Raw genomic sequence first — 17,003 nt, 5'->3', positions numbered from 1 at the left:
CATGGGCCGCCTCTTGACTTCGAAACTTGAAGGCATAGTCTCTGCAACGTTGCTTTTACCTTCAAGTGGTGAGCGGCGGGAACCTGTGCACCACTTGAAGGGCTCGCTCGCCCCCCACACCCGGCGACGCTGCCGGTGGCCCCAGGAGTTATTCGTGACCAGCACTGCCCAGCCCCCGGGATCGGGAGCCCGCGCGGCACACCCCGAACACCTCGGGCACGTCGTCTTCATCACGGCAGCCGCCGCCATGGGCGGGTTCCTCTTCGGCTACGACAGCTCCGTGATCAACGGCGCCGTCGAGGCGATCCGCGACCGCTACGACATCGGGTCGGGCACCCTGGCCCAGGTCATCGCCATCGCCCTGATCGGCTGCGCCGTCGGCGCCGCGACCGCCGGCCGCATCGCCGACCGGATCGGCCGCATCCGCTGTATGCAGATCGCCGCGGTGCTCTTCACCGTCAGCGCCATCGGCTCCGCCCTCCCGTTCGCCCTCTGGGACCTGGCGATGTGGCGGGTCATCGGCGGCTTCGCCATCGGCATGGCCTCCGTCATCGGCCCCGCGTACATCGCGGAGGTCTCCCCGCCCGCCTACCGGGGGCGTCTGGCCTCCTTCCAGCAGGGCGCCATCGTCATCGGCATCGCCGTCTCCCAGCTCGTCAACTACGGCATCCTCCAGATCGCCGACGGCGACCAGCGCGGCGACATCGCGGGCCTGGAGGCCTGGCAGTGGATGCTCGGCGTGATGGTCGTCCCGGCCGTGCTCTACGGGCTGCTCTCCTTCGTGATCCCCGAGTCCCCGCGCTTCCTCGTCTCCGCCGGCCGGATCGACCAGGCGAAGGCCGTGCTGGAGGAGGTCGAGGGCAAGAAGATCGACCTGACGGCCCGTGTCGAGGAGATCCGCACGGCCATGCGCCGTGAGCACAAGTCCACCTTCAAGGACCTGCTCGGCGGGCGCTTCTACTTCCTGCCCATCGTCTGGATCGGCATCGGCCTCTCCCTCTTCCAGCAGCTCGTCGGCATCAACGTCGCCTTCTACTACTCCGCGACCCTGTGGCAGTCGGTGGGCGTGGACCCGAGCGGCTCGTTCTTCTACTCGTTCACCACATCGATCATCAACATCATCGGCACCGTGATCGCCATGATCTTCGTGGACCGGATCGGCCGCCGGCCGCTCGCCCTGATCGGCTCGACCGGTATGGCGATCGCCCTGGCCGTGGAGGCGTGGGCCTTCTCCGCCGACCTGGTTGACGGGAAGCTGCCGGAGACCCAGGGGGCCGTGGCCCTGATCGCGGCCCATGTCTTCGTGCTCTTCTTCGCGCTCTCCTGGGGTGTGGTCGTCTGGGTCTTCCTCGGCGAGATGTTCCCCAACCGGATCCGCGCCGCCGCGCTGGGCGTCGCCGCCTCCGCGCAGTGGATCGCCAACTGGGCCATCACCGCGAGCTTCCCGAGCCTCGCCGACTGGAACCTGTCCGGCACCTATGTGATCTATACGATCTTCGCCGTGCTCTCGATCCCCTTCGTGCTCAAGTTCGTGAAGGAGACCAAGGGCAAGGCGTTGGAGGAGATGGGCTGAACCCCGCTGCCCCGCTCCTCTTCACTGCCCCGGCTCAGCGCGTGAGCCGGGGCAGTGCTCGCGTTCCGGGGGCCGTGACGACACCGTGCTCCGGGCCGTGACGACACCGTGCTCCGGGGAGCCGGACCGGCCCCTCGGGCGTCGCGCATACTGGACGGACCATGGAAATCGTCATCCTTGCCGTAGTCATCGCCCTGGTCGCGATCGGCGCGATCAGCGGGCTCGTGGTCAGCAGCCGCAAGAAGCAGAAGCTGCCGCCATCGGCACCGCCGAGCACGCCGACCATCACCGCCCCGCCCGCCGAACCCCGTGTCGGCGAGGAGGCGGAGACACCATGCGACGAGTCCCGCCGCACCATCGAGGAGGTCGGACTCCCGACGGCCGAGGAGGCCGTCGAGACCCCCGCGGCCGTCGAGGACCCCGTCGTCGCCGAACCGCCGGCCCCCGAGATCGAGATCCCGGAGCCGACCGCCGGACGCCTGGTCCGGCTGCGCGCCCGTCTGGCCCGCTCCCAGAACTCCCTCGGCAAGGGGCTGCTGACCCTGCTGTCGCGCGAGCACCTCGACGAGGACACCTGGGAGGAGATCGAGGACACCCTCCTCACCGCCGACGTGGGCGTGGCGCCCACCCAGGAACTGGTCGAGCGGCTGCGTGAGCGCGTGAAGGTCCTCGGCACCCGCACCCCCGACGAGCTGCGCACCCTGCTGCGCGAGGAACTGCTCGCCCTCATCGGCACCGACGCGGACCGCGCCGTGAAGACCGAGAGCGGCCTCGACACCCCGGGCGTCGTGATGGTCGTCGGCGTCAACGGCACCGGCAAGACCACCACCACCGGCAAGCTCGCCCGGGTCCTCGTCGCCGACGGGCGGTCCGTGGTGCTGGGCGCGGCCGACACCTTCCGCGCCGCCGCCGCCGACCAGCTCCAGACCTGGGGTGAGCGCGTCGGCGCCCGCACGGTCCGCGGCCCCGAGGGCGGCGACCCGGCGTCGATCGCCTTCGACGCGGTCAAGGAGGGTATCGCCGAGGGCGCGGACGTCGTCCTGATCGACACCGCCGGCCGGCTGCACACCAAGACCGGGCTCATGGACGAGCTGGGCAAGGTCAAGCGGGTCGTGGAGAAGCACGGGCCGCTGGACGAGGTGCTGCTCGTCCTGGACGCCACCACCGGGCAGAACGGCCTGGTGCAGGCGCGCGTCTTCGCCGAGGTCGTGGACATCACGGGCATCGTGCTCACCAAGCTGGACGGCACCGCCAAGGGCGGCATCGTCATCGCCGTCCAGCGCGAGCTGGGCGTCCCGGTGAAGCTGGTCGGCCTGGGCGAGGGGCCGGACGACCTGGCGCCGTTCGAGCCCGAGGCGTTCGTGGACGCGCTCATCGGCGACTGAGCCGGCGGGCCGCGCCACCGCGCGTACGAGGGCCCCGCGACCCGACCGGGTCGCGGGGCCCTCGCGCGTCGTTACGGCTACCGGGCGCGCGGTCGCCGGGGTGCTACGGCCGGCGGGCGCTACAGTGTTCGGCGCTACGGCCGCCTGTCGTTACGGCCGGCGGCCGGCGGAGCGGTGGCAGATGTACGCCAGGGTGCCCACCAGTAGCCGGGCCTCCGGGGGCGAGGTCGCCGTGTCGGGTGCCGGGGCGCGCAGCCACCGGACGGGGCCCAGCCCGCCCCGGTCCGAGGGCGGGGCCGTGATGTACGCGCCGGGGCCCAGGCAGCGCAGGTCCAGGTCCGCGTCGTCCCAGCCCATCCGGTAGAGCAGCCGGGGCAGTCCGGCCGCCGCGCCGGGGGCGACGAAGAACTGGCAGCGCCCGTCCGGGGTGAGGCACACCGGGCCCGGCCGCACCCCCATCCGCTCCATCCGCACCAGCGCCCGCCGCCCGGCCGGGGCCGCGACGTCCAGGACGTCGAAGGCCCGCCCGACGGGGAGCATCAGCGCGGCGCCGGGGACCTCGGCCCAGGCGCGCCCCGCCTCGTCCAGGGTGGCCCCGGCCGGCACCTCGCGGGCGAAGTCCAGCGGGTGGGCGCCCGGCGCGGGGCAGCCGTCCGCGCCGCAGGAGCAGCGGCCGGCCGAGGCGCGCGCGCCCGGCGTCACCGCCCAGCCCCAGAGGCCGGTGTACTCGGCCACCGCGGTGGCCTCCGTCGTGCGCCCGCGGCGCCTGGTGCCGGGCCGGATCTGACCGATCCCCCGGGTGCCGCCGATCGTGAAGCCCATGCCCCCTCCAACGGGTCGAGTACGCCGGTGGTTACGTGAAGGAGCGCGAGCGTGACGCTCCGTGGTCGCTGCTCCGTCTCCGGCGGCGCGTGGATGCGTACGGGGGAGTGCGTGGCGCGACACGCGCCCGCGTGTGCAACGGTGCACCACCCCTGGATCGTGCTGTGTCAAGTGAATCGCGCCCGGCCGCAAGTGAGTTCACTCGGAGGGGTGGCGAATGGTGGCGTTTCTGCAATCCCACTCGCGGAGGGCGTGATCGCGGGACTACTTTCGGTACGCGAGCCTGCAATTGCAGTCCGCGGTGGGTATGCCCCGGGCAACCGGGGAACGGAGACCGTGCGGGCGAGCGGACAGTGCAAGTGGGCTACCGGAAGCCGTGATTCGCGGCATTCTGGTAAGAGTTCGGCCGACGAGGGCATGGACGGATGGGGGCAATCCAGTGAGCGGCAGCGGCGCAGACGGTTCGAGCACCGGCAAGCGCCCCAATGAGCAGCTGAGTTCGTGGTTCCTGCGCAGCGGCTGGTCGAAGGGCGAACTCGCCCGCCAGGTGAACCGCAGGGCCCGCCAGATGGGCGCGCACCACATCAGCACGGACACCTCACGGGTCCGGCGCTGGCTCGACGGCGAACAGCCCCGCGAGCCGATCCCGCGCATCCTCTCCGAGCTGTTCTCCGAACGCTTCGGCAGCGTGGTCGCGATCGAGGACCTCGGACTGCGCACCGCGCACCAGGCCCCCTCCGTCTCCGGCGTCGACCTGCCCTGGGCCGGGCCCCAGACCGTCGCCCTGCTCGGCGAGTTCTCCCGCAGCGACCTGATGCTCGCCCGCCGGGGCTTCCTCGGCACCTCCCTCGCCCTCGCCGCCGGGCCCGCCCTCATCGAGCCCATGCAGCGCTGGCTGGTCCCCACACCCGCCGCCGAACCGGCCGCGGCCCAGCCGCCCGCCCCGCCCCGGCGGCCCGGCCGGCTCTCCGAGCCGGAACTCCAGCTCCTGGAGTCGACCACCGCCATGTTCCGCCTGTGGGACGCCCAGTGCGGCGGCGGACTGCGCCGCAAGGCCGTCGTCGGCCAGCTCCACGAGGTGACCGACCTCCTCCAGGAGCCCCAGCCGGCCGCCACCAGCCGCAGGCTCTTCCGCTGCGCCGCCGAACTGGCCGAACTGGCGGGCTGGATGAGCTACGACGTCGGCCTCCAGCCGACCGCCCAGAAGTACTTCGTCCTCGCCCTGCACGCCTCCAAGGAGGCCGGTGACAAGCCGCTCGGCTCCTACATCCTGTCCTCGATGAGCCGCCAGATGATCCACCTCGGCCGCCCGGACGACGCCCTGGAGCTCATCCACCTCGCCCAGTACGGCAGCCGCGACTGCGCCACCGCCCGCACCCAGGCCATGCTGTATGCGATGGAGGCCCGCGCGTACGCCAATATGGGCCAGCCCAGCAAGTGCAAGCGCGCCGTGCGGATGGCCGAGGACACCTTCGCCGACGTCGGTCTCGACGGCGGGCCCGAGCCCGATTGGATCCGCTTCTTCTCCGAGGCCGAGCTCAACGGCGAGAACGCCCACTCCTACCGCGACCTCGCCTACGTCGCCGGCCGCAGCCCCACCTACGCCTCCCTCGCGGAGCCCGTGATGGCCCGCGCGGTGGAGCTTTTCAGCCAGGACAGCGAGCACCAGCGGTCGTACGCACTCAATCTGATCGGCATGGCCACCGTCCACCTCCTCAAGCGGGAGCCGGAAGCGGCCACCGCGCTGGCCGACGAGGCCCTGCGCATCGCCTCCAAGGTCCGCTCCGAGCGGGTCAACACCCGGCTGCGCAAGACCGTCGACAGCGCCGCCCGGGACTTCCGCGACGTGCCCCAGGTCATCGACATCACCGAGCGGCTCGCCGCCCGGCTCCCCGAGACCGCCGAGGCGGTCTGACCCCACGAGCCCCCCGTCCGCACGGGCCCCACGGCCCCGCGGACGGGGCAGCACACCCCGGCCGCGGCCCTCTCCCCGTACTGTCCGACTCGGCTCCCCCCGTGCCAGGTCACCCGGGAGAGTGCCGCGGCCGGCGGGTGATGTGGGCAGATGGTACGTCCGGGGCCCCCGGACGATCAGCGCGTTCATGGGGGCGTAACACGCCGGACCTCTTCGTCACGGCCGCGAAACATCGAGCGGCCTTTGCGGAAACCGCGCTGCGTCAACCTCATGGCGCATAACGGCCCCGCCCGCAGTCCGCTAAGGCTCCGCCCGCACGCGGCCGCACGACGACGAGGAGACGCCGATGCCCCCAGGCATCTCGACCCTTGCCGCAGACGCTCCCGAGCTGTCTGCCGCCAACACAGGGTTCATGCTCATCTGTTCCGCCCTGGTGATGCTCATGACGCCGGGTCTCGCCTTCTTCTACGGAGGCATGGTCCGGGTCAAGTCCACCCTGAACATGCTGATGATGAGCTTCATCAGCCTCGGGATCGTCAGCATCCTGTGGGTGCTGTACGGATTCAGCCTCGCCTTCGGCAGCGACATCGGCTCCGTCGTCGGCTGGAGCTCCGAGTACGTCGGACTCAGCGGTATCGGCGTCACCCAGCTGTGGGACGGCACCACCATCCCCGTCTACGTCTTCGCCGTCTTCCAGCTGATGTTCGCCGTACTGACGCCCGCGCTGATCAGCGGCGCCCTGGCGGACCGGGTCAAGTTCACGGCCTGGGCCCTGTTCATCGCCCTGTGGGTCACCGTCGTCTACTTCCCGGTCGCGCACTGGGTCTGGGGCTCCGGCGGCTGGCTCTTCGAGATGGGCGTCATCGACTTCGCGGGCGGCACGGCCGTCCACATCAACGCGGGTGCCGCGGCGCTCGGCGTGATCCTCGTCATCGGCAAGCGCGTCGGCTTCAAGAAGGACCCGATGCGCCCGCACAGCCTCCCGCTGGTCATGCTCGGCGCGGCCCTGCTGTGGTTCGGCTGGTTCGGCTTCAACGCCGGCTCCTGGCTGGGCAACGACGACGGCGTCGGCGCCGTGATGTTCGTGAACACCCAGGTCGCCACCGGTGCCGCGGTCCTCGCCTGGCTCGCCTACGAGAAGATCCGCCACGGCGCGTTCACCACCCTCGGCGCGGCCTCCGGCGCGGTCGCCGGTCTCGTCGCCATCACCCCGGCCGGCGGCTCGGTCTCCCCGCTCGGCGCCATCGCGGTCGGCGCGATCGCCGGTCTGGTCTGCGCCATGGCGGTCGGCCTGAAGTACCGCTTCAACTACGACGACTCCCTCGACGTGGTCGGCGTCCACCTGGTCGGCGGTGTCATCGGCTCCGTCCTCGTCGGCTTCTTCGCCACCGGCGGCGTACAGTCCGACGCGGCGGGCCTGTTCTACGGCGGCGGCCTGGAGCAGCTCGGCAAGCAGGTCGTCGGCGTCGTCGCGGTCCTCGCCTACTCCCTGGTGATGTCGGCCCTCCTCGCGCTCGTCCTGCACAAGACGATCGGGATGCGGGTCGACGAGGACGACGAGATCGCGGGCATCGACCAGGTCGAGCACGCCGAGACCGCGTACGACTTCAGTGGTGCCGGCGGCGGCGCCGGCTCCCGCAAGGCCGCCCCCGCCGCGGCCGACACCGTGGCAGCGACGGCAGAATCCAAGAAGGTGGACGCATGAAGCTCATCACCGCAGTCGTGAAGCCGCACCGGCTGGACGAGATCAAGGAGGCCCTCCAGGCCTTCGGCGTCCAGGGGCTCACGGTCACCGAGGCCAGCGGCTACGGCCGGCAGCGCGGCCACACCGAGGTCTACCGCGGCGCCGAGTACACCGTGGACCTGGTCCCCAAGATCCGCATCGAGGTGCTGGTCGAGGACGACGACGCCGAACAGCTGGTGGACGTGATCGTCAAGGCCGCCCGCACCGGCAAGATCGGTGACGGCAAGGTCTGGAGCGTCCCCGTCGACACCGCGGTACGGGTCCGCACGGGCGAGCGGGGCCCGGACGCACTCTAGGAACCGCCCGGCCGGGGCGGCCCCACCAGGGGCCGCCCCGGCCGCGTCCCGTTCCCCCCGCCGCGACCCACACCCCACACGCACCGAGCAACCGCGCACGCACCGAGCAGAGGAGCCGCCGGCGTGACGAGCCCCGAGACCACCGATGTGAACGACGCCTCCGGACCCGGCGGCTACGCGGCGGCCCGGCTGCGCCTCCTCTCCGAGGGGACGGGCTCCGGGCCGTCGCGCCGCGCCGCCCTCTCCGGCCTCACCGACACCTGGCTCGCCGCCCTGTTCACCGCCGCGGCCGGCGAGACCGGGGTCCGCGGCGCCGCCCTCGTCGCCGTCGGCGGCTACGGCCGCGGCGAACTCTCCCCCCGCAGCGACCTCGATCTCCTGCTCCTCCACGACGGTGACGCGGACGCCGGCGCCGTCGCCGCCCTCGCCGACCGGATCTGGTACCCGGTGTGGGACCTCGGCCTCGCCCTCGACCACTCCGTGCGCACCCCCGCCGAGGCCCGCGCCACCGCCGCCGAGGACCTCAAGGTGCAGCTCGGCCTCCTCGACGCCCGCCATGTCGCCGGCGACCTCGGCCAGGTCGCCGCCCTGCGCACCACCGTCCTCGCCGACTGGCGCAACCAGGCCCCCGAGCGCCTCCCCGAACTCGACGCCCTCTGCCGCGAACGCGCCGAACGCCAGGGCGAACTCCAGTACCTCCTGGAACCCGACCTCAAGGAGGCCCGCGGCGGCCTGCGGGACGTCACCGCGCTGCGCGCCGTCGCCGCCTCCTGGCTCGCCGACGCCCCCCGCGAAGGGCTCGCCGAGGCCCGCCGCGTCCTCCTCGACGTCCGCGACGCCCTCCACCGCGCCACCGGCCGCGCCACCGACCGCCTCTCCCTCCAGGACCAGGACCAGGTCGCCGCCGAACTCGGCCTCCTCGACGCCGACGCCCTGCTCCGCCAGGTCTACGAGGCCGCCCGGACCGTCTCCTACGCGGGCGACGTCACCTGGCGCGAGGTCGGCCGGGTGCTGCGCTCCCGCGCCCGCCGGCCCCGGCTGCGCGCCATGCTCTCCGGCGGACGCGGCCAGGCCCCCGAGCGCACCCCGCTCGCCGAGGGCGTGGTCGAACAGGACGGCGAGGTCGTCCTCGCCCGCACCGCCCGGCCCGACCGCGACCCCGTGCTCCCGCTGCGTGCCGCGGCGGCCGCCGCCCAGTCCGGCCTCACCCTCTCCCGCTACGCCGTCCGCCGGCTCGCCCAGAGCGCCGCCCCGCTGCCCGCGCCCTGGCCGGCCGAGGCCCGCGAGGAACTGGTCACCCTGCTCGGCGCGGGCGAGGCGACCGTCCCGGTCTGGGAGGCCCTGGAGGCGGAGGGCCTGATCACCCGGCTGGTACCGGACTGGGAGCGGGTGCGCTGCCGCCCCCAGCGCAACGCCGTGCACACCTGGACCGTCGACCGGCACCTGGTCGAGACCGCCGTCCGGGCCTCGGCCCTCACCCGCCGCGTCGGCCGCCCCGACCTCCTCCTCGTCGCCGCCCTGCTGCACGACATCGGCAAGGGCTGGCCCGGCGACCATTCCGAGGTCGGCGAGACCATCGCCCGGGACATCGCCGGCCGGATCGGCTTCGACCGCGCCGACACCGACACCCTCGCCACCCTCGTCCGCCACCACCTCCTCCTGGTGGAGACCGCGACCCGGCGGGACCTGGACGACCCGGCGACCGTGGAGGCCGTCGCCAAGGCCGTCGGCTCCACCGGCACCCTGGAACTGCTGCACGCGCTCACCGAGGCGGACGCCCTGGCCACCGGCCCGGCCGCCTGGTCCGCCTGGCGCGGCTCCCTCGTCGCCGACCTCGCCCGCCGGGTCGCCGCCGTCCTCGCCGGGGACCCGCCGCCCGACCCCGGGCAGGCCGCGCCCAGCGCCCAGGAGGAACGGCTCGCCATCGAGGCGCTGCGCACCGGCGAGCCCGTCCTCGCCCTGCGCACCGAGCCCGCCGAGCCGCCGCAGGACGACGCACCCGAACCCGTCGGCGTCGAACTCCTCATCGCCCTGCCCGACCAGCCCGGCGTCCTGCCCGCCGTCGCGGGCGTCCTCGCCCTGCACCGGCTGACCGTCCGCGCCGCCGAACTGCGCGCGGTGCAACTGCCGACCGGGCTCGGCCGGGACACCGTCCTGGTGCTGAACTGGCGGGTCGCCGCCGAGTACGGCTCGCTGCCGCAGGCCGCCCGGCTCCGCGCCGACCTGGTCCGCGTCCTCGACGGCTCCCTCGACATCCGGGGGCGCCTCGCCGAGCGGGAGGCCGCCTACCCGCGCCGCCGGGGGCTCACCGCCCCGCCGCCCCGGGTGAGGGTCGCCCCCGCCGTCTCCGACCGCGCCACCGTGATCGAGGTCCGCGCCCAGGACGCCCCCGGCCTGCTGCACCACATCGGGCGCGCCCTGGAGGGGGCCGATGTACGGGTACGCAGCGCCCATGTCTCGACGCTGGGCGCCAACGCGGTCGACGCCTTCTATGTGACCGGCCCCGAGGGCGCCCCGCTGGCACCCACGGCGGCGACGGCCCTCGCGACGGCGCTGGAGGAGGCGCTGCGCTGACCGGCCCGGCGGGCTCCCGGGGCCTCCCGCGGTCCCCGTACCCGCGGGGCTGCTCCCCGCTCGCGGTGTCCGGATACCCTGGGGGGCGATTGTCCGCCCGCCGCCTACACCCGAGGAATCGCGACCACCGTGTTCGATACGCTCTCCGACCGCCTCAGCGCGACTTTCAAAACCCTCCGGGGCAAGGGACGCCTGTCCGAGGCTGACATCGACGGGGCGGCCCGCGAAATCCGTATCGCCCTCCTGGAAGCGGATGTCGCCCTCCCCGTCGTCCGCGCGTTCATCGCGAGCGTCAAGGAGCGGGCGCGCGGTGCCGAGGTCTCCAAGGCCCTCAATCCCAGCCAGCAGGTCATCAAGATCGTCAACGAGGAGCTCATCGGCATCCTCGGCGGCGAGACCCGCCGGCTGCGGTTCGCCAAGACCGCCCCGACCGTGATCATGCTCGCCGGTCTCCAGGGCGCCGGTAAGACCACCCTCGCCGGAAAGCTCGGCCTCTGGCTGAAGAGCCAGGGCCACTCCCCGCTGCTGGTCGCCTGCGACCTCCAGCGCCCCAATGCCGTCAACCAGCTCTCCGTGGTCGCCGAGCGCGCCGGCGTCGGCGTCTACGCGCCGCAGCCCGGCAACGGCGTGGGCGACCCCGTGCAGGTGGCGAAGGACTCGATCGAGTACGCCCGCACCAAGCAGTACGACGTCGTGGTGGTCGACACCGCCGGCCGCCTCGGCATCGACCAGGAGCTGATGCGGCAGGCCGCGGACATCCGCGACGCCGTCAGCCCCGACGAGGTCCTCTTCGTCGTCGACGCGATGATCGGTCAGGACGCGGTCAACACCGCGGAGGCGTTCCGCGACGGCGTCGGCTTCGACGGCGTGGTCCTCTCCAAGCTGGACGGCGACGCCCGCGGTGGTGCCGCGCTCTCCATCGCGCACGTCACCGGCAAGCAGATCATGTTCGCCTCCAACGGCGAGAAGCTGGACGAGTTCGACGCGTTCCACCCGGACCGCATGGCCTCCCGCATCCTCGGCATGGGCGACATGCTCTCCCTGATCGAGAAGGCCGAGCAGACCTTCAGCCAGGAAGAGGCCGCCAAGATGGCCTCCAAGCTGGCGAGCAGCAAGGGCAAGGAGTTCACGCTCGACGACTTCCTGGCCCAGATGGAACAGGTCCGCAAGATGGGCAGCATCAGCAAGCTGCTCGGGATGCTGCCCGGCATGGCCCAGATGAAGGACCAGATCAACAACATCGACGAGCGCGACGTGGACCGCACCGCCGCGATCATCAAGTCGATGACGCCCGGCGAGCGCCAGGACCCGACGATCATCAACGGCTCCCGCCGCGCCCGTATCGCGCGGGGTTCCGGTGTCGAGGTCAGCGCCGTGAAGAACCTGGTCGAGCGGTTCTTCGAGGCCCGCAAGATGATGTCCCGGATGGCGCAGGGCGGCGGGATGCCCGGTATGCCGGGGATCCCGGGCATGGGCGGCGGCCCGGGCCGCCAGAAGAAGCAGCAGAAGCAGGCCAAGGGCAAGCGCAAGAGCGGCAACCCGATGAAGCGGAAGGCCGAGGAGGCGGCGGAGGCCGCCCGGCGCGAGCAGGCCCAGCAGGGCGGCGCGTTCGGCCTGCCGGCCGGACAGCCGGGCCAGGACTTCGAACTGCCGGACGAGTTCAAGAAGTTCATGGGCTGACGGCTCCGGCCCGCCCGTACACGCGAGGGGCCCGCGACCACCACGGTCGCGGGCCCCTTCCGTACGTGCCCTCAGGGGGTGCGGGCGATCAGGTACCGGAAGACGTTCGGCATCCAGACCGTGCCGTCCAGGCGGACATACGGGTGCAGCGCCTCCGCGATCTCCTTCTCCACCTGGGCGCGCTCCGACTCGCGTACCGCCGCGTCGTAGAGGCCGGTCGACATCAGGCCCCGGACGGCGCTGTCGGTGTCCGCGTAGCCGAAGGGGCAGGCGACCCGACCCGAGCCGTCCGGGCGCAGGCCCGCGCGGGCCGCGACCTCCTCCAGCTCGTCGCGCGGGGACGGCGCCCGGCCGGTGGCCCTGTCCGCGACCCGGAGCACCCCGGAGGTGGCGCACCGCTCCGGCGGACCCCAGCCGGTGAGCACCACGGCGGCGCCGCGCTCGGCCCGCGGTGCCGCCTCGCGCAGGGCCTCGTCGAGCCCGGCCGCGTCCCCCTCGCCGCCGAGCGGCTGGAAGAGGGTGACCAGGGTGTAGGGGAGGCCCGGGACCGTCTCGCCCGTGCCGCCGGGCCCGTCCGCGTGGAGCCGGGCGTCCGTCGCGCCGGCCGCCGCCAGGCGCTCGCGGGCCAGCTCCAGCCGGGCGGGGTCGGGGTCGGCGCCCGTCACGGACGCGCCGCGCGCCGCCGCGATCAGCAGGGCCAGACCGGACCCGCAGCCCAGGCCCAGCAGCCGGGAGTGCGGCCCGACCTCCAGGCGCTCGTAGACCGCCTCGTAGAGCGGAACGAGCATGCGCTCCTGGATCTCGGCCCAGTCCCGGGCCCGTTCCGAGGCCCGGGAGTCCCGGTCCGCGCGAGGTGAGGACGCCGACGCCGCGCGGGGCCGGTGCCGGACGAGCGTGGATGCCATCGATACGCCCCATTCCGCCGAGTGAGTCGTGTGCCGTGCGTGCCCGAGCGCGCCGGGCGTGCCCGTGTGTGCGACGCATGCCGTGCATGTCCGCAAGGGGCGCCCCGTGTGCGTTTCGCACCGACCCCGTATGCCAGGGAACTGCGTGTGCGCCCCCGCGTCCAGGGGTCGTGCGGCACTCCTTGTGCGCCCGGCGAGTGCGCCCCGGGTCGCGTGGCCGGATCCCGCCCCTGTCCGCGTCGCCGCCGGGGCTGCGTGCCGTACGGCTCCGGCCTCGGGAGCCGTCCACCAGTCTGACCCGACTCGGGAGGCCGGGCACCTCGGGGACGGGGCGGTGCCCCCGGGCGGCGGCCGCCCCGGTACTGTCGCGGTCGTGGCCCGCGTCCCGCCCCGGCGCCGCCCGCCTCCCGTATCCCGCCATGGTGTGACCTGCGGCTCTTCTGTGCAGTTCGGCGCACCCGCCCCCGTCGGGTCCATCGACGGCAACTGACTGGTACGTGCAAATTATTTGGGATGCCCCGGAATGGAACCCGGGCGGCCTCCGGCTCGTTATCACGACGTGAGCACGACACCACCTGTCCTCGCCGCAGAGCTGGCACAGGCGTGGGCCGACATTCAACGGCACCACCCCGAACTGCCCGATCTTGCCGCGCCCGAGTCCCTGATCGGAGAGTCGTCGTCCGCCTGCGGCGCCGAACTCTCCTTCGAGCGACTGCTCCACGAGGCAGTCCACGGCATCGCCGCCGCCCGAGGAGTCCGTGACACCTCGCGTGCCGGCCGCTACCACAACCGCCGCTTCCTCGCGATCGCCGAGGAGATGGGCCTGGACCATCCCGAGGAGCCGCATCCCAGCAGCGGCTTCTCCCTGGTCACGCTCAATCCCGAGGCCAAGCGCCGGTACCGCCAGACGATCGAGCGGCTCCAGCGCGCCCTCAAGGCGCACACCGTGGCCACCGCGTCCGACACCAAGCGCAGCTTCCGCGGCCCCGCGGCGCGGCACGGCTCCTCCGGGGGCGGTGTGCGGGTGAAGGCCGTGTGCGACTGCGGGCGGAACGTGAGAGTCGTCCCGTCGGTCCTCGCACAGGCCCCGATCATGTGCGGCGGCTGCGGAAAACCGTTCCGCATCCCGGAGGTCGTGGGCGCCGCGGGCGGCTGACGGGAGCGCCGCGGGCGGGTGAGAAGGGGCCTCGGGGGTGTGGCACAATGGCTAGCTGTACTCGACAGCCGCACAGGAACCCTCTCGCCTCCGGCTGACGCGTCCATCGGGCACCCGAGTACCGCAACCCCACGTGGCATCTCGTTGTGCCCAACCACGTCAACACCAGGAGACACCACTCCCGTGGCAGTCAAGATCAAGCTGAAGCGTCTCGGCAAGATTCGCCAGCCCCACTACCGCATCGTCGTCGCCGACTCCCGTACCCGCCGTGACGGCCGGGCCATCGAGGAGATCGGGCTGTACCACCCGACGTACAACCCCTCGCGCATCGAGGTCGACTCCGAGCGTGCCCAGTACTGGCTCTCCGTCGGCGCCCAGCCGACCGAGCCGGTTCTCGCCATCCTGAAGCTCACCGGTGACTGGCAGAAGCACAAGGGCCTGCCCGCCCCGGAGAAGCCGCTGCTGGCCCCGGCGACCAAGGAGGACAAGCGCGCCTCCTTCGACGCCTTCGCCAAGGCCCTCGAGGGTGACGACGCCAAGGGTGAGGCCATCACGCCGAAGGCCAAGAAGGCCGAGAAGAAGGCGGACGAGGCCGAGGCCGCCGAGTCCACCGAGGCCTGAGCATGCTCGAGGAGGCTCTCGAGCACCTCGTGAAGGGCATCGTCGACAACCCGGACGACGTGCAGGTGGCTTCGCGGAATCTGCGCCGCGGCCGCGTGCTGGAGGTCCGGGTGCACCCCGACGATCTCGGTAAGGTGATCGGCCGCAACGGCCGCACCGCGCGCGCCCTGCGCACCGTCGTGGGCGCCATCGGCGGACGTGGTATCCGCGTCGACCTCGTCGACGTGGATCAGGTCCACTGATCCGAAGTTGAACACCGGCTCGGGCCGGGGAGGGCCACCGGTCCTGCCCGGCCCTTGTCGTTTCGCGGTCCGGCGTGCCCGTGCGGACCATCCGTGGTGAGGAGAGGCAAGCGTGCAGCTTGTAGTGGGGCGGATCGGCCGCGCCCATGGCATCAAGGGCGAGGTCACCGTCGAGGTGCGCACCGACGAGCCCGAACTGCGGCTCGGCCCCGGAGCGGTGCTGGCCACCGACCCGGCCGCGGCCGGACCGCTGACCATCGCGGCGGGCCGGGTGCACAGCGGCCGGCTGCTGCTGCGCTTCGAGGGCGTGGGCGACCGCAACGCCGCCGAGGCGCTGCGCAACACCCTCCTGATCGCCGAGGTCGACCCGGAGGAACTCCCCGAGGACCCGGAGGAGTTCTACGACCACCAGCTCATGGACCTCGATGTGGTCCTGGCGGACGGCACGGAGATCGGCCGGATCACCGAGATCAGCCATCTGCCCTCCCAGGACCTGTTCATCGTGGAACGGCCCGACGGCAGCGAGGTCATGATCCCCTTCGTGGCGGAGATCGTGACCGAGATCGACCTGGAGGAGCAGCGCGCGGTCATCACCCCGCCGCCCGGGCTGATCGACGACAGCGAGGCGGAGATCGCCTCCGCGCGCGACGCGGACACCGGTGCCGGTGCGGAGACCGGTGCCGAGGCCGCCTCGGGCTCCCCGGACCCGGCAGGCTCCCCGGGCTCCCGCGGCCCGGACTCCGACGGCAAGGCCGGGGACGGCTCCTGATGCGGCTCGACGTCGTCACGATCTTCCCCGAGTACCTGGAGCCGCTGAACGTCTCCCTGGTGGGCAAGGCCCGCGCCCGCGGACAGCTCGGCGTCCAGGTGCACGACCTGCGCGACTGGACCTACGACCGCCACAACACGGTCGACGACACCCCCTACGGCGGCGGCCCCGGCATGGTCATGAAGACCGAGCCCTGGGGCGACGCCTTGGACGAGGTCCTGGCCTCGGGCTACGAGGCCGGCGCGCACGGCCCCGCCCTGGTCGTCCCCACACCCAGCGGCCGGCCCTTCACCCAGGAACTCGCGGTCGAACTCTCCGAGCGCCCCTGGCTGATCTTCACCCCGGCCCGCTACGAGGGCATCGACCGCCGCGTCGTCGACGAGTACGCGACCCGGCTGCCCGTGTACGAGGTCTCCATCGGCGACTACGTCCTCGCCGGCGGCGAGGCCGCGGTGCTGGTCGTCACCGAGGCCGTGGCCCGGCTGCTGCCGGGCGTCCTCGGCAACGCCGAGTCCCACCGCGACGACTCCTTCGCGCCGGGGGCCATGGCCAACCTGCTCGAAGGGCCCGTCTACACCAAGCCCCCCGCCTGGCGCGGACGGGAGATCCCCGAGGTGCTCGTCAGCGGCCACCACGGGAAGATCGCGCGCTGGCGGCGGGACGAGGCGATCCGCCGCACCGCGGCCAACCGGCCCGACCTGATCGAGCGTTGCGACCCCTCGGCCTTCGACAAGAAGGACCGGGAGATGCTCTCCATCCTGGGCTGGGCCCCGGAGCCCGGTGGGCGATTTTGGCGCAGGCCGCAGGCCGTGGAAGAATGAGCCGCTGCTGTGCGTCCGGCCGGCGCCCCTGCCACAGGGGGAACGACGCCCGCCCGACCGGCAGCATCCCTGATCTCGAACCGACATACCGTCGATGACCTGTGGCATCGGCGAGGAAGCAGACCACCATGGCTCACCTGCTCGACAGCGTCAACGCGGCGTCGCTCCGCTCCGACATCCCGTCCTTCCGCCCCGGCGACACCGTGAACGTCCACGTGCGCGTCATCGAGGGCAACCGCTCCCGTATCCAGCAGTTCAAGGGCGTCGTCATCCGCCGCCAGGGCGCGGGCGTGAGCGAGACCTTCACGGTCCGCAAGGTCTCCTTCTCCGTCGGCGTGGAGCGCACCTTCCCGGTGCACAGCCCGATCTTCGAGAAGATCGAGCTCGTCACCCGCGGTGACGTCCGCCGCGCCAAGCTGTACTACCTCCGTGAGCTGCGCGGCAAGGCCGCGAAGATCAAGGAGAAGCGCGAGAACTGAGCCCCGGCTCACACGCGCCGC

Annotated in this window: 15 protein-coding genes; 13 read left to right on the top strand and 2 right to left on the bottom strand. The window is 72.7% G+C overall.

Translation table 11 applies throughout. The features are described 5' to 3' along the window. Positions 1-154: 154 nt before the first annotated feature. Positions 155-1,573 carry a sugar porter family MFS transporter gene (locus ABZ457_RS14640; RefSeq protein ID WP_359157714.1) on the top strand — a complete coding sequence of 473 codons (1,419 nt, stop codon included), beginning with the start codon at positions 155-157 and terminating at the stop codon, positions 1,571-1,573. A gap of 161 nt (positions 1,574-1,734) precedes the next feature. Then, positions 1,735-2,958 (top strand): signal recognition particle-docking protein FtsY, encoded by a 1,224-nt coding sequence (gene ftsY, locus ABZ457_RS14635; protein WP_359157712.1) that lies wholly within the window; start codon positions 1,735-1,737, stop codon positions 2,956-2,958. A gap of 150 nt (positions 2,959-3,108) precedes the next feature. Here the strand turns inward: ftsY and ABZ457_RS14630 are convergent, their stop codons facing one another. Beyond that, a complete protein-coding gene (locus ABZ457_RS14630) occupies positions 3,109-3,780 on the bottom strand; it encodes a bifunctional DNA primase/polymerase (RefSeq protein WP_359157710.1) in 672 nt (223 codons plus the stop codon). A gap of 439 nt (positions 3,781-4,219) precedes the next feature. Between ABZ457_RS14630 and ABZ457_RS14625 the strand changes: the two genes are divergently transcribed. The 5 genes from ABZ457_RS14625 (at position 4,220) to ffh (ending at position 11,989) form a co-directional block, all read left to right on the top strand. Next, entirely contained in the window at positions 4,220-5,695 is a 1,476-nt protein-coding gene (locus tag ABZ457_RS14625) for a hypothetical protein (RefSeq protein WP_359157707.1), read from the top strand. 346 nt (positions 5,696-6,041) lie between these two features. Beyond that, a complete protein-coding gene (locus ABZ457_RS14620) occupies positions 6,042-7,400 on the top strand; it encodes an ammonium transporter (protein ID WP_359157705.1) in 1,359 nt (452 codons plus the stop codon). Continuing rightward, positions 7,397-7,735, top strand: a complete 339-nt coding sequence (locus ABZ457_RS14615) for a P-II family nitrogen regulator (RefSeq protein WP_005311372.1) — start codon at positions 7,397-7,399, stop codon at positions 7,733-7,735. The genes ABZ457_RS14620 and ABZ457_RS14615 overlap by 4 nt, the downstream gene beginning before the upstream one ends. Before the next feature lie 123 nt (positions 7,736-7,858). Then, positions 7,859-10,309, top strand: a complete 2,451-nt coding sequence (locus tag ABZ457_RS14610; protein ID WP_359157702.1) for a [protein-PII] uridylyltransferase — start codon at positions 7,859-7,861, stop codon at positions 10,307-10,309. 129 nt (positions 10,310-10,438) lie between these two features. Further along, positions 10,439-11,989, top strand: a complete 1,551-nt coding sequence (gene ffh / locus ABZ457_RS14605; RefSeq protein ID WP_359157700.1) for a signal recognition particle protein — start codon at positions 10,439-10,441, stop codon at positions 11,987-11,989. Between the two features lie 71 nt (positions 11,990-12,060). On the opposite strand, the gene ABZ457_RS14600 is transcribed toward ffh, so the two are convergent. After that, the gene (locus ABZ457_RS14600) at positions 12,061-12,894 is read right to left on the bottom strand and encodes a methyltransferase domain-containing protein (protein WP_359157698.1); all 834 of its coding nucleotides are present in this window, start codon (positions 12,892-12,894) and stop codon (positions 12,061-12,063) included. Positions 12,895-13,417: 523 nt separating this feature from the next. Between ABZ457_RS14600 and ABZ457_RS14595 the strand changes: the two genes are divergently transcribed. From ABZ457_RS14595 to rplS, 6 genes are all read left to right on the top strand, one after another. After that, entirely contained in the window at positions 13,418-14,050 is a 633-nt protein-coding gene (locus ABZ457_RS14595; RefSeq protein WP_359157696.1) for a hypothetical protein, read from the top strand. 183 nt (positions 14,051-14,233) lie between these two features. Continuing rightward, positions 14,234-14,671 carry a 30S ribosomal protein S16 gene (gene rpsP, locus ABZ457_RS14590; protein WP_018850018.1) on the top strand — a complete coding sequence of 146 codons (438 nt, stop codon included), beginning with the start codon at positions 14,234-14,236 and terminating at the stop codon, positions 14,669-14,671. 2 nt (positions 14,672-14,673) lie between these two features. Further along, on the top strand, positions 14,674-14,913 hold the full coding sequence (locus tag ABZ457_RS14585) for an RNA-binding protein (protein ID WP_018850017.1): 240 nt from the start codon (positions 14,674-14,676) through the stop codon (positions 14,911-14,913). 112 nt (positions 14,914-15,025) lie between these two features. After that, a complete protein-coding gene (rimM, locus tag ABZ457_RS14580; protein ID WP_359157693.1) occupies positions 15,026-15,682 on the top strand; it encodes a ribosome maturation factor RimM in 657 nt (218 codons plus the stop codon). Continuing rightward, entirely contained in the window at positions 15,682-16,503 is an 822-nt protein-coding gene (gene trmD, locus ABZ457_RS14575; RefSeq protein ID WP_359157691.1) for a tRNA (guanosine(37)-N1)-methyltransferase TrmD, read from the top strand. The genes rimM and trmD overlap by 1 nt, the downstream gene beginning before the upstream one ends. Positions 16,504-16,631: 128 nt before the next feature. Further along, positions 16,632-16,982 (top strand): 50S ribosomal protein L19, encoded by a 351-nt coding sequence (rplS, locus tag ABZ457_RS14570; RefSeq protein ID WP_359157689.1) that lies wholly within the window; start codon positions 16,632-16,634, stop codon positions 16,980-16,982. The last annotated feature ends 21 nt before the right edge of the window (positions 16,983-17,003 follow it).

This window comes from Streptomyces sp. NPDC005805 (assembly GCF_040630445.1).
Taxonomy (GTDB): Bacteria; Actinomycetota; Actinomycetes; order Streptomycetales; family Streptomycetaceae; genus Streptomyces.
The sequence above is the reverse complement of the archived record's forward strand: the minus strand, read 5'-3'. Positions and strand labels throughout refer to the sequence as shown.